Below are 12,976 nucleotides of genomic sequence, written 5' to 3'. Positions count from 1 at the left end.
AGCTGTTTAACATTGATAAATAAGAGCAGGTGCAGGAAAGCATCGTTAAAACAGCGGCGAAATTATAAAGCCACCAACATCATCAAAAAGCAGGTTAATACTCCGATATTAACCTGCTTTTTTTGTTTGGCAACGTGTTATCTCGTACTATACTTCTAAGTTGGTCTCACGGACGGTGGGCTGCTCATCATTTTTGGACTGATCATAGGTGCATGTCGTGGCAATTAAGTGCAAAAACCAAAAAAATGAGTTGCGTTGATAAGAGGTACTGATAAGTGGTACTAAGGATGAATAACATTGAGCGATGGATAATATATGTAAAGTGACGAATATTGTCAGTTTGACATTTTACGTCATGGTAGATGCTGGCAATTTTGACAAAAAGTGTCAGTACTGTATATAAATTGTCACATACAGTGGTCAAGCTGACAGTTTTTGTCAGTTATATGACTAAAAACTGTATATATGTTTATATTTTTGTTGAGATAATATTTATGACTACGTTCGTACCTCGAATCATACCGTTCATCGGATTAGGTCGTTAAGCAAAGACATGTTGGCATGTCAGGTGCAATATCTAATATATAGAATGCATTGATTACTAATAATTGAAGATGCTATTCATTGCAAATACATATTGAAGATTAAGCCAAATACTTTTTATCTTCTGACTACCCCAAAGGAGCTCTTATGAACACTCAAAAAGGTTTTACCCTAATCGAACTAATGATCGTTATCGCTATTATCGGTATCCTAGCTGCGATCGCTATCCCTGCTTATCAAGACTACACCGCTCGTGCACAAGCGAGTGAAGGTTTTAAAGCGACTGCTGGTTTACAATCTGATGTAGGTGTATTTGCTGCCGATACAGGTGCCTTACCTGCTACAGCGGATTTGGCAGTAGGCGGTAGTGCAGAATCTCTAGCTGCTCAAGCAGCTGCTTTGGACGGTAAGTACTTCGCACCAACCGGAGTATCTTTGAACGATGGTGGTGTTATTGGTATAGCGTTTAATGCGGGTACTAATAACGGAACTGGTATGGCTCTCACACCAACGTTGAATGCAAATAATGGTCAAATTTCACAGTGGACTTGTTCTGGTGATACTGCTAGCAGTGGTGCAGCTGCAGCAATTGCTGATCAACGTCTTCCAACTAGCTGCCAGTAATAGCTAGTCCTATCTGCTAGTCCTATCTGCTAGTCTGTGACACAGCTCTAGTACGATAAGTATGAAAAGCCCTAGCGATTTCGCTGGGGCTTTTTTTTCCGACAGAGTTTGGTGCAGCTGGTTTTAATATTTCTGACTTTAATAATGTGGCGACTATTGAATGTATGACTGACACAGGTTTACGGATACATGAGTGTCTAAAAATAAAGGAACGACTATGAAGCAAGTTACGGGCTTTACTTTAGTAGAACTTATGATCGTCATCGCCGTCATTGGTATCCTTGCTGCGATTGCTATTCCTAACTACATGAACTATGTGGGACGTGCACAGGTGGTCGAGGGTCTTGTAGCATCAGATGGATTACGTAGTGAAGTAGCCATTTGGGTGTTTGAAAACAAAGTATTTCCTGATGCCGATGCTGTCGCAGTCACAGGGTATATTGGTCGCCAGGCAAATGCGCTAGATGGTAAATATGTAGCGACTAATGGTGTCAGTGTCGCCGCAAACACTGGCGTGATTACGGTGACTTTTGACGCAGGTAATATCGCGGGCAATACACTGGTCATGACACCTGAGATAAATACCAACAACAGTCAAAATCTTATTCAATGGCGCTGTAGCGGTACGGTAGGCATAGAAAAGCTGCCTACCAGCTGTCAGAACTGATATATCCTGTGCTAGAGCGTGTCTTCAGTTCAATCGATAGTCATGTAAATGGGATAAAAATGGCTAAATGTTGCCAAACAGCGTCAAATAGCTGACTAATATCTTGATGTTATTTGGGCTATCTGCGCTATTTTCCTTGTTTGGCTGCCATTTATCTCATTTTTATTGCCATCTTTAAAACGAAGACACGCCCTAAGTCATCAGTGCTTTTTTGTATCAGTCGCCATGTTATATCCGCTATAATATGTATCATTTTCCTGCAAAGTAAAATCACTTATATCGCAAAAATCAACTATGTTAAATCCCTCATTGAAGTTTCGACTTAAAGCGTTTGTGTATCATTTAGGCGTTTCACTGTTGATCGCTATGGTGAGCCTATATGTTGTATTTATGGTCTGGCATCCTGCACCGTTGGCTAAAGCGGTGGGCGTGACGCATATATTTATCATGATGTTGGCTATCGATGCGGTGCTCGGACCTTTGCTCACGCTCATCATCGCCAAAAAAGGCAAAAAATCGTTAAAGTTTGATTTGGCAGTAGTGATTGTCCTACAGTTGTCGGCGTTCATCTACGGTATCTATAACATCGCTGATAGTCGACCCGTCTATATCGCCTTTGATACGATACGCTTTGAGGTAGTACAAGCCAATAATGTGCCTGACTCTAGCTTAAACGAAGCAGAGCCACCCTATGACACATTAAGCTGGGGACAACCAAAAATGGTGGCAGTCAAGCCAGTAGAAAATACTGAGGAGAAAAACGAGAGGCTGTTTGCAGAGTTGGAGACGGGTATCGCACCGAGTATGCAGCCCAACTTATACAAGCCGCTAGCGAACCAATGGCAAACCATCAACGACAATGCAAAAGGTTTAGACGAGTTGTACTATACCAACTCACAGGACGACGTCGATGATATCCGACAGCAATATCCGTCAGCCACAGCATGGCTACCACTCGTCGCTTATGAGCAAACCATGGTGGTGTTGATCAATAGTGCGGACAATCGTATCGTCGATATCGTTGATTTGCGCCCTTAGCGTATGGCTTTAGATAGTTATATATTTTAGGGTACTGTAGTGACTTTGAAATATTTTAACTATAAAGCATCCAAATCACATCGATCATTTCACTCAACTCAGAATAGTGTAAACTCATCACACCAATAGTCGTAATGATAATGAGTGAGGTTATGCAAAAGAAAGTTCTGGGTATCTGTCTAGTCATCGCGCTTCTCGAAGGGTTTGCCGGTCTCGGTATCGAGATTTATGCCATTCGGATATCAGCCACTTATATCGGCTCGTCTATCTCTATCACCGGTGTCATCCTCGCCATGGTGCTGATCGCTATCGCTGTCGGCTACTGGTATGGTGGGCGATTGTCGCAAGATATTGACACGCCAAAGCAGGCGCTACTCAAGGCTGGACACGTCTTGTCCTTGTCTGCCATTTCTCATGCCATCGCTTGTATTATTCAGTTGCCGCTGCTGGCGATGATGACGGCCAGTACCGACAGTCCGATTTTAGCGGCTATCGGTGTGGGGTTGTTGTTTGGGGTAGGGCTTGCCTTTGGCTCCACGGCGATTCCGCTCATCACTCAGTTTTTATCGTTGAAGCATAAGCGTCTAGATAGTCATGATCAAGGTGTCGATGCGGGCAAAAACGCTGGCATGATGGTCGCGGTGACCACGATCGGCAGTGTGCTTGGTTCGACGCTCACACCGATTGTGCTATTGCCTTATATCGGTCTGATGAGCAGTTTGGCATTATTTATCGCGGCACTTGCGATCAGCGCATGGCTCTGTACCAAGCTAGCCAAACACATGACAAGTGACGAGCCCGGCAGCCAGTCTATGCAGACGCTCAACCACATGCTGGCATTATCAGCGGTGGTCGTCACAGCGGCTTTTATCATCTTAAACAAAGTCGATACAGGGTATCAGACAGCGACGGGGGCATGGTTCATTAACCAAGTGGTCATCGATGATAATTTGGCAGTCACCATCACCGATAAACCAGGAAAATCGACCAGTAGCTGCTGGATATATCTGCCTAAAAAAAACTGCCATTGGTATGGCAATATCACTGTACAAGCGATCGATGATCTAAACCCTGATAGCCTTGTGTTTTTGGGCGGGGCAGGTATGGGTACGCCTAGCGAAGTGGCGCATCATAACCCAAAGATGGCACTGACGGTCATCGACATCGACAAGGATTTACCCGAAATCATCGAAGCGCATTTTTTAAAAGCACCGATAGCACCCAATATTGAGTTCATCGGTGATGATGCGCGTGGCTATCTGACTCGTCATCGGGACGCGCGCTACGATTTTATGCTGATTGATGCCTTTCAAGGTCGGCATGTGGCGGGCAACTTATATACGGTCGAGGCGCTCACGCAGTTCCAAGACAACAGCAACCACATTATGGCAAATGTCATCGGTATGCCGAATCCAGCGCATGGCTATAGCCAGACAATTTTTAAAAACTGGTACGAAGTATTTGGTGACTCCGCTTACATTTTGACCAAAAACGACAGTGATACTTTGCAAAATATTATGCTCTGCAACTTTGACTGTCCGGGCAGTCAGCGGTTGGCACAGGCTGGGTTTTTAAACAAAGACCAACCACTGCATACGGATGATGTGCCAAGACTAGATAGATATCTGTATCGTTCTATCGAGCGTTTATAATCAATAAATCAATAGTTGGGAAAGCTTACAGGCAATTTTGGTAGTCGGAGAAAAGCAATATCGCTACCACGCGCGCTACTAGTGCACATTTTTCTTGCTGGCTGTGCCTGTACAGGCAGAGGCTGGAAACAATTGCCACTGACAAGTTTGTAGCGGTGTTGAAATATTTCAACTATAGTCGTTTTATGATGGTGTTGTATTAAGTGTAGGATATTTGCAGATGACACACCACAAAAAAGGCTGTAGCAATCGCTACAGCCTTTTTTATTATTGGACAAAATATAAGGTCGCCTGAATAATAGACTACTGCTCTAAATACTGAATCTTACCTTCTACGCCATCCCACTTTTCAGCTTCGGGCATTTGTCCTTTCATCTCGGTAATGTTTGGCCACTTTTGTGCCAGATCTTCGTTGAGTTGGGTAAACTCCTCTTGCCCTTTGGGCACCTCATCTTCTGAGAATATGGCATTGGCCGGACACTCAGGCTCGCAAAGCGCACAGTCGATGCACTCATCAGGATCGATGACGAGGAAGTTTGGTCCCTCATAAAAGCAGTCCACAGGGCAGACTTCTACACAGTCGGTGTATTTGCAAAGAATGCAGTTATCTGTAACGACAAAGGTCATATTGAGGTCTACCTGTTATTAATTGAGGTCTATAGCTAATGCTATATAAAATGAATAAAGTGTCAGCCTTGCTGAGACTACGATTTGTAGTACTTTGGCTAGGGTTGCTTGTATCCAACTGATTATATTGAACGGACTATATAGTCGCTAAAAATAAGACAATAGCTGAAAAATAAAGCGTATTTTAGCGCTTTTATGGCTATTTGACAATTCCCTTTACTGACTGATGATTTCTTTGAGATGGTAGAGTAAATCATGTGCTTGTTTGGGTGTCAGGTTGTCAGGATTGATTGACTCCAGCTCGTTTTCTATTGTAAATATATGATTTTGTTGTGAAATGTTAGCATGTTCTTGAGGTTGATTATTAACCTTTGAAATTGTTTGTTCTAGGGTCTGATGGTTACTTTCTTCGCGTTTATCAGTTCGTGACTTAGTTAATTCGTTTTTGTCATCAAGCGGAGTTGCATTGTCAGTTCTGAGACAGTCTGTATTCACTGTGCTTAGATTGTCTGCTAAATAACGCTTGGCATCATTCAACACGGAAGCGGGTATGCCTGCCATCTTGGCCACATGCAGACCGAAGCTAGAGCTGGCAGCACCGTCCTTGATTTGATGTAGCAATAGTAACTGCCCGTCGATTTCACTAGCGGCGACATGGACGTTACGAATACTGGCGTGATGACTGTCAGCATGCTGCGCCAATTGCGTCAACTCAAAGTAATGGGTGGCAAACAATGTCAAACAGCCAATATCCAGTAATCTGTTGATGCAAGCGTGAGCGATGGCCAGACCGTCGGTAGTGGCTGTGCCGCGTCCAACTTCATCCATCAGTACCAGTGATTTACTGGTCGCTTGATTGAGGATGTTGGCAGTTTCTATCATCTCCACCATGAAGGTGGATTTGCCACCCGCAAGGTCATCCGCCGAGCCAATACGGGTAAAGATACGATCGATATCACCGATGTGTGCGCTTGCCGCAGGGACAAAACTGCCGCAATGGGCGAGTAGGACGATCAACGCTGTCTGGCGCATGTAGGTGGATTTACCACCCATATTAGGCCCCGTGATGATTAGTAGTCTTTCGTCGTTTGCATCATTTGAAGCGTCAGCATTGCTACTACCCAGCTTACAGTCGTTGGCGACGAAATGGTGGGCGCTTGCCGCATGACCTTTTTTGTTATTGGTGTTGAGCGCTGCTTCGACCACAGCATGACGACCTTGTTGGATGTCGATACTAGAATGGTTGTTGCTCGCTATGCGCTCATTTTTTGCGTGCTGATTTGGCTCATTCGTTGTGTCATTGGTCATGACGGGACGTTGCCAGTGATGCGTCAGCGCCAGCTGTGCCCAGTTGCTTAATACATCTATTTGAGCGATGGCAGCGCTCAGCTGTTGTAACTCTGCTAAATGGCTATTTAGAATGGTTAAGAGTTCATGGTACAGCTGTTTTTCACGAGTCAGAGCCAGTGTTTGTGCGCTTAAGTATTCGGTTTCGAGCTGTTTTAGTTCATCGGTGATGAATCGCTCGCTGCTCTTGAGGGTTTGGCGTCTGATAAAGTGAGCAGGCGCATTTTTTGCCTGTGCTTTGGGCAGCTCAAAATAAAAGCCGCTGACTTTATTGAAGCCTACTTTGAGACTGGGTAGTTGGTTTTCTTGACGCGCATCTTCCACCATCTTATCCAGTGTCACCTGAATATTGTCGTGTAAGTGGGTGAGGCGGTCAAATTCATCGTCGTAACCAGCTGCCAACATGCCGCCGTCGCGGATGTGAGCTGGCGGATCGGCGATAATGGCGCGATCAATCAGCTCGGCGACGGATTGCACTGTTGGTAACTGCTCAGGCAATTGTTGCATCAGCATCGGCAGTAGTCCTGCCTGTTCGTGGCGAATACCCGCGCTCGTTAGTAGGCCAGTCAGCTGCGAGCTACTGGCGATACCGTCGGCGAGTTTACGCAAGTCACGTGGTTTGGCGCTCATCAGGGCGATGCGACTGCTGATACGCTCAACGTCACCGATGGCGTTTAGGCTCTCACGTAAGCCTGTGATTAAGGAGTCGTCGTCCTTTTGCAACAGGCTGTCGATTGCATCTAAGCGCAGGTTGATGCGTGGGTGCTGACGCAATGGTCGTTTCATTTGTTGCATGAGCAAACGGCGACCCATCGGCGTTTGACAATGGTTTAGCACAGAGATTAACGATGTGCCATTACTACTGACAGGGGCAAACAGCTCAAGGTTTTGTTGGCTATTGGCATCGATGATTAGATAGTCGTCACTATACTCTACGATGAGCTGATTGACTTGCGGGACGTGACGTTGCTGCGTTTGCTGAGCATAATGGATGAGTGCGGCACAGCTGGATTGTGCGAGCGGTGCCTCACTGATACCGAGTCCATCGAGGCGCTGCACTTCAAACTGTTGGCACAATGTCGCGCTAGCATGCTCAAGATGAAAGTCATTGGCGGCGACTTCTATGATGGGGCAGTCGATTTTTTGACGTAGCCACAGCAGCCAGTCGTCACCAGTCTCACCAATATGCTCACTGAGCGACTCGCTAATGATACATTCACTCGGGGCAAAGCGCGCTAGGACGGTGAGCAGCTGAGTTTGTAGACCACCAGTATCATCGTTGTCGGCGCTCAGAGTCTGTGCGGTCAATGTACCAGCCGCCAAGTCTAACTGGCTGATGGCGGCCTGTAGTGGCTGATGGCTATTTGCTTTTGGTACAGCAATATCAATAGCAACCACAGTCGGTGTATGGTTGGGCGCGATGAGTGCGTCATCGGTGATCGTCCCTGCGGTGAGGGTTTTTACCACTTCGCGGCGCATGATACCGCCAGCAGATTTGCTGTTTGTCTTTTTTTGCTTGTCGCCCATGCTAGGCAATTTAGTGGCGCTTTTGTTGGTTGCGCTATCGGCTGGTTCGTCAATTTGCTCACAGACGACGACCGTTTGCCCAGCAGAGATGAGCCTTGCCATATAGCTATCGGCGGCGTGAAACGGCACACCTGCCATGGCAATTGTGTTACCTGCTTTATCGGTACCACGACGAGTCAAGGTGATGTCTAGTATTTGCGCAGCACGCTTGGCATCCTCAAAAAATAGCTCATAAAAGTCACCCATCCGGTACAGCAGAAGCGCTTGGGGATATTGGGCTTTCATGGTTAGATATTGCACCATCATCGGCGTATGATTAGCTAAATCATATACAGCATCGCCTATCACCAAACGGTCACCCGACTTTGTATCAGGTGTACTTTGCTTCAATACTGTTTCATTTACTGAAGCGGGTTTAGATTCGTTGAAGTTTTTAGTGGACGGTTTTACGGTCATGCAGAGTCTCTTATTATGCGTATACCAGTTACAAAATCTACAGCCTTTAAAACTGCAGTCTCAAAAGTACGATTTACTAATCACACTCATTTTTAGTGATTGTTATTTTTGTGGCTGGTATTAAATGACGGGTATTAAATGGATGGTTCTTGTTGCGTTGTGCTGAATGTATCGTCTGTGTTTGATGGTATTAGTGCGTATTTAGTACCTTCTAACTTGGCTTAGCAAAAAGGTAGCTGTCGTACGTGCTTTCAATAGCAAGCCACTTTATTAATAAAAAACACCAGTAAGGAACATTACTAGTAAGCAGCTTCAGTGGCCAATGGTTTGGCAGATCCTGATAAACAGCAAGGTATAAGGAGCATTTTAACACGTCCTGCTGTATTTTTTACGTCGGCAAATATCTACTCATTGCCCTTGTATTCATCAGCGTCATAACCATATATAATGACGGCACACTTAATTGGGCGGTACTTAGACTATTAGTCGATTACTTAGTCGGGTAATAATAATGCATCAAGCGGCATATCACGCCATGCATCGAGCCAGTAGACCGGCTGATACGCACTAATTATCGAATATTTCCATAGGTCAAAAAAATTATGTTATCAAAGATTGTAGGCAGTGTGGTTGGCACCAAAAATGACCGCGAACTAAAGCGCATGCGCAAAGTGGTTAGCAAAATCAACGCACAAGAGGCTGAAGTACAAGCCCTATCTGATGAGCAATTACAACAAAAAACCGAAGAGTTTAAAGCACGTCACCAAAAAGGTGAGAGCCTAGACGCACTATTGCCAGAGGCGTTTGCGGTCTGTCGTGAAGCGTCATTGCGTGTCAATGGTATGCGCCACTATGATGTGCAGCTAATCGGCGGTATCACCTTGCACGAAGGCAAAATCGCTGAGATGAAAACGGGTGAAGGTAAAACCCTAATGGGTACCTTGGCCATGTATCTCAATGGTATTAGCGGCAAAGGCGTCCATCTGGTTACGGTCAATGACTATTTGGCCGCTCGTGATGCTGAATTGAACCGTCCGTTGTTTAGCTTTTTGGGTATGACCGTTGGCGTGATTTATTCACAGCAGCCACCACAAGAAAAAATCAAAGCTTATCAAGCAGACATAACTTACGGTACCAACAACGAGTATGGCTTTGATTACCTAAGAGACAACATGGTGTTTAGCTTGGCTGAAAAAAAGCAGCGTCCGCTCAACTTCTGTATCATCGATGAGATTGACTCCATCTTGATTGATGAGGCTCGTACACCGCTGATCATCTCTGGTCAGGCGGAAGATTCATCACGCATGTATGCGTTGATTAACACCATCATTCCAGTATTGAAGCGTTCCAAAGACGAAGAAGCCAATAAAAATAACGAAGACGAAGACTTTTGGATCGATGAGAAAAACCGCCAAATCGAGATCAGTGAAAAAGGCTACGAAAAAATTGAGCGTTTCTTAACCAAGGTCGGTGAGCTGGGTGAAAGCGAAAGTTTGTATAGTCCAAGCCGACTGCCGTTATTGGCACACGTGCAGGCAGCCATTCGTGCCCACCATGTTTTTGTGAAAAACGTCCACTATATCGTCGATGGTAAAGATGTGGTCATCGTTGATGAAAACACAGGTCGTACTATGCCGGGTCGTCGTTGGTCAGAAGGTTTGCATCAAGCGGTAGAGGCCAAAGAAGGTGTCGAGATTCAAGCAGAAAACCAAACACTGGCGACCACGACCTTTCAGAACTACTTCCGACTGTACGAAAAATTGTCAGGTATGACAGGCACCGCTGATACCGAAGCGGCGGAGTTTAAATCGACTTACGATTTGGACGTAATCGTCATTCCAACACATGAGCCAATTGCTCGTGTCGATATGAATGATCAGATTTTCTTAACCAAGTTAGGAAAATACAAAGGCATCATTCGTGAGATTAAAGAAATTCAAGAAAAAGGCGCACCAGTATTGGTGGGTACGGCGACGATTGAAGCCAGTGAGGAGTTGTCTTATTTGCTCGACCAAGAAGGCGTGAAGCATAATGTTCTAAACGCCAAACAGCATGAGCGTGAGGCAGATATCATCGCCCAAGCGGGTAGTCCAAGATCTGTCACAATTGCGACGAACATGGCTGGTCGTGGTACCGATATCATACTTGGTGGTAATTGGCAGTCGTTTATCGAAGATGTGGATGCCGTCAGCCCCGAAGAAATGAAACGCCTGAAAGAGCAGTGGCAAGTAAAGCATGACCAAGTGGTGAACGCGGGCGGGCTGCATATCATTGGCTCTGAGCGCCATGAGTCACGCCGTATCGATAACCAGTTACGTGGTCGTGCAGGTCGCCAAGGTGACCCTGGTATGTCACGTTTTTTCTTGTCGCTCGAAGATGATCTGATGCGTATCTTCGCAGGTGATCGCGTGGTGAATATGATGCGAGCGATGGGTCTCAAAGAAGACGAAGCCATCGAGCACAAGATGGTATCCAAATCGATCGAAAACGCGCAAGGCAAAGTTGAGAGCCGTGATTTCGACGCTCGTAAAAACCTTCTGAAGTATGATGATGTCGCCAATGAGCAACGTAAAGTCATCTATGGTCAACGTGATGACTTACTCGCAGAGATGGACTTATTAGAAGCCATCGAAATCATGCACCATGAAGTTTACAACGCCATGATTAATCAGTTTGTCCCGCCAGGCTCTATCGATGATCAATGGAATATCGATGGTCTAGAAGATGAGTTGGAAGACGAGTTCAAAGTCACTATGCCGATTAATGATTGGTTAGATGAAGATCGCCGCTTGGATGAAGAAGGGTTACGTGCCAAAATCATCCAAACGGCATTGGATCGTTTTCATGGTCGCCGTGAGCAGATGGGCGACCAAGATGCCGCTCAGCTTGAGCGTCACTTTATGCTGCAGAGTTTAGATAAGCATTGGAAAGAGCATTTGACGCAGATGGACCAGCTGCGTAAAGGGATTCATCTACGCGGTTATGCGCAGAAAAACCCTGAGCAAGAGTATAAACGTGAGTCTTTTGAACTGTTTCAAATGATGCTTGGTGCGATTAAGTCAGAAACGGTACAAGATTTATCACGTGTTCATATCCCGACCAAAGAAGAGCTAGAAGCATTAGAGGAACAGAAGCGAGCGAGTGCTGCTGAAATGCAGATGCAGTTTGAACACGATGACGTTGATAATTTAGACAGCAATGCAGCTAGATCAGCTGCTCAGCCACGACCACAAAACCGTAGAGCTGCTGCGCAGGCTGGGCGTGTGTCTGTTGTCAGTGGTGCTAAGGGTGATGCCAAGCCTGCTAGCAAGGGTGGTGAGGCCAACCCATATGCAGGAAAAAATATCAGCCGTAACGCGCCTTGTCCTTGTGGTTCAGGTCTTAAGTACAAACAGTGTCATGGTAAAATATAGCAGTTTCTAAAAACTGTTTATCATTTACCACTTACTGTTTTTTAAATCGTAGTGAGTCAGCTTGAAAAACCCTTATCTAAAATGGATAGGGGTTTTTGTATTTACTTGAGCGTGTCCTTAACTTAAGAAGATATCCCAAAAAAGCTAAAAACGGTTAACATTTGCCAAACTGTGTCCAATAGCTGACTAACACCCTGATATTATCTGCGATACTCTACTTGCTTGACTTCAAGCTTGCTTCTGTTTTTCATTAGAGATCGAATGATGCTACAAACCAGCATTACACCATGATTTGCCTTGGTTATAGCTGCTCTCTATGAGATTATAATTAAAAAGCATCGATTATTTACAAATTCTACATAGGCGTGTATTTATGGACGCGCTATAGTATTTAACGTATTTACTTGGGAGCGTGTAATGAATGTAAAACTATTAAAACAATTGCGTACCTCTGTCGTCCTAACGGGATTATTGGCTGGAGCCATGACGATCAGTGCTTGTCAGCAGCAATCGGATACGGAAGCAGGCACGGCGGATGACGCTCATGCTGAAGAAGTGCCAATGTCAGCTGAGCCTGCCGAACCTACCGATGTGGTTGTTGACCCCCAAGATACTTCCAGTGAGGTAGAAGATGATACGGTTGCTTCCGTCAATACAGGGGCTAATCAGATCTCTTATCTCTGTTCACCAGAGCTACAGGTCGAAGCGACTTATAACGAAGATAATAATCAAGTCACCGTTGTGACCGATATGGGTACAGTGACATTGCGCAAGAATAATGAAGGTAGCAACCCTGAAGTATTTGAGGTGGCGACAGCTATCGATGGTAGCGAGGGTTTGACGCAGTGGCGTGTAGCACACGAAGAGCGTGAGACTGGTGTCATGCGTACTGCAGGTGCAGATGAGTCAGATATCAATACCTTTGAGTGCAACGAGGTCTCATAGCTTTCTCTCGCCTTCGTTGAATGAAGTAATATCGCTAAAAAAAAGCAACGCTGACAACAGCGTTGGAGAGTTTCCCAAACTTTGTGTAACTGCTTATAATCCACTAACAGGAGAATAAGCAATGACTAACCAATCTG

General features: G+C 45.3%; 8 protein-coding genes. 6 read left to right on the top strand and 2 right to left on the bottom strand.

The annotated features are described in order from the left end of the window. Window positions 1–690 precede the first annotated feature (690 nt). The 4 genes from L0J61_RS04220 (at window position 691) to L0J61_RS04205 (ending at window position 4,524) form a co-directional block, all read left to right on the top strand. Window positions 691–1,167: a pilin gene (locus tag L0J61_RS04220; protein ID WP_367651941.1), complete on the top strand. Its 477-nt coding sequence runs from the start codon at window positions 691–693 to the stop codon at window positions 1,165–1,167. Window positions 1,168–1,384: 217 nt separating this feature from the next. After that, complete coding sequence (locus L0J61_RS04215) at window positions 1,385–1,834, top strand: pilin (protein WP_301465072.1); 450 nt, start codon at window positions 1,385–1,387, stop codon at window positions 1,832–1,834. 294 nt (window positions 1,835–2,128) lie between these two features. After that, window positions 2,129–2,872, top strand: a complete 744-nt coding sequence (tfpZ, locus tag L0J61_RS04210) for a TfpX/TfpZ family type IV pilin accessory protein (RefSeq protein WP_301465071.1) — start codon at window positions 2,129–2,131, stop codon at window positions 2,870–2,872. A 152-nt stretch (window positions 2,873–3,024) separates the two neighbouring features. Beyond that, window positions 3,025–4,524: a fused MFS/spermidine synthase gene (locus tag L0J61_RS04205; protein ID WP_301465070.1), complete on the top strand. Its 1,500-nt coding sequence runs from the start codon at window positions 3,025–3,027 to the stop codon at window positions 4,522–4,524. A gap of 303 nt (window positions 4,525–4,827) precedes the next feature. On the opposite strand, the gene fdxA is transcribed toward L0J61_RS04205, so the two are convergent. Further along, complete coding sequence (fdxA, locus tag L0J61_RS04200) at window positions 4,828–5,151, bottom strand: ferredoxin FdxA (protein WP_301465069.1); 324 nt, start codon at window positions 5,149–5,151, stop codon at window positions 4,828–4,830. A 216-nt stretch (window positions 5,152–5,367) separates the two neighbouring features. After that, entirely contained in the window at window positions 5,368–8,481 is a 3,114-nt protein-coding gene (gene mutS / locus L0J61_RS04195) for a DNA mismatch repair protein MutS (protein ID WP_301465068.1), read from the bottom strand. A 602-nt stretch (window positions 8,482–9,083) separates the two neighbouring features. On the opposite strand from mutS, the gene secA reads away from it, so the two are divergent. Together secA and L0J61_RS04185 are read left to right on the top strand one after the other, a co-directional pair. After that, window positions 9,084–11,894, top strand: a complete 2,811-nt coding sequence (gene secA / locus L0J61_RS04190) for a preprotein translocase subunit SecA (RefSeq protein WP_301465067.1) — start codon at window positions 9,084–9,086, stop codon at window positions 11,892–11,894. A gap of 417 nt (window positions 11,895–12,311) precedes the next feature. Then, window positions 12,312–12,839: a hypothetical protein gene (locus tag L0J61_RS04185; protein ID WP_301465066.1), complete on the top strand. Its 528-nt coding sequence runs from the start codon at window positions 12,312–12,314 to the stop codon at window positions 12,837–12,839. Window positions 12,840–12,976: the final 137 nt, after the last annotated feature.

This window comes from Psychrobacter sp., assembly GCF_030457785.1.
Classification (GTDB): domain Bacteria; phylum Pseudomonadota; class Gammaproteobacteria; order Pseudomonadales; family Moraxellaceae; genus Psychrobacter.
This window is presented reverse-complemented; position numbering and strand designations above follow the sequence as displayed.

What these genes read in the sequence shown, in the direction of transcription:
- L0J61_RS04220 (WP_367651941.1), top strand. Translation starts at nt 691, where the DNA reads ATGAACACTCAAAAAGGTTTTACCCTAATCGAACTAATGATCGTTATC.
- L0J61_RS04215 (WP_301465072.1), top strand. Translation starts at nt 1,385, where the DNA reads ATGAAGCAAGTTACGGGCTTTACTTTAGTAGAACTTATGATCGTCATC.
- tfpZ (WP_301465071.1), top strand. Translation starts at nt 2,129, where the DNA reads ATGTTAAATCCCTCATTGAAGTTTCGACTTAAAGCGTTTGTGTATCAT.
- L0J61_RS04205 (WP_301465070.1), top strand. Translation starts at nt 3,025, where the DNA reads ATGCAAAAGAAAGTTCTGGGTATCTGTCTAGTCATCGCGCTTCTCGAA.
- fdxA (WP_301465069.1), bottom strand. Translation starts at nt 5,151, where the DNA reads ATGACCTTTGTCGTTACAGATAACTGCATTCTTTGCAAATACACCGAC.
- mutS (WP_301465068.1), bottom strand. Translation starts at nt 8,481, where the DNA reads ATGACCGTAAAACCGTCCACTAAAAACTTCAACGAATCTAAACCCGCT.
- secA (WP_301465067.1), top strand. Translation starts at nt 9,084, where the DNA reads ATGTTATCAAAGATTGTAGGCAGTGTGGTTGGCACCAAAAATGACCGC.
- L0J61_RS04185 (WP_301465066.1), top strand. Translation starts at nt 12,312, where the DNA reads ATGAATGTAAAACTATTAAAACAATTGCGTACCTCTGTCGTCCTAACG.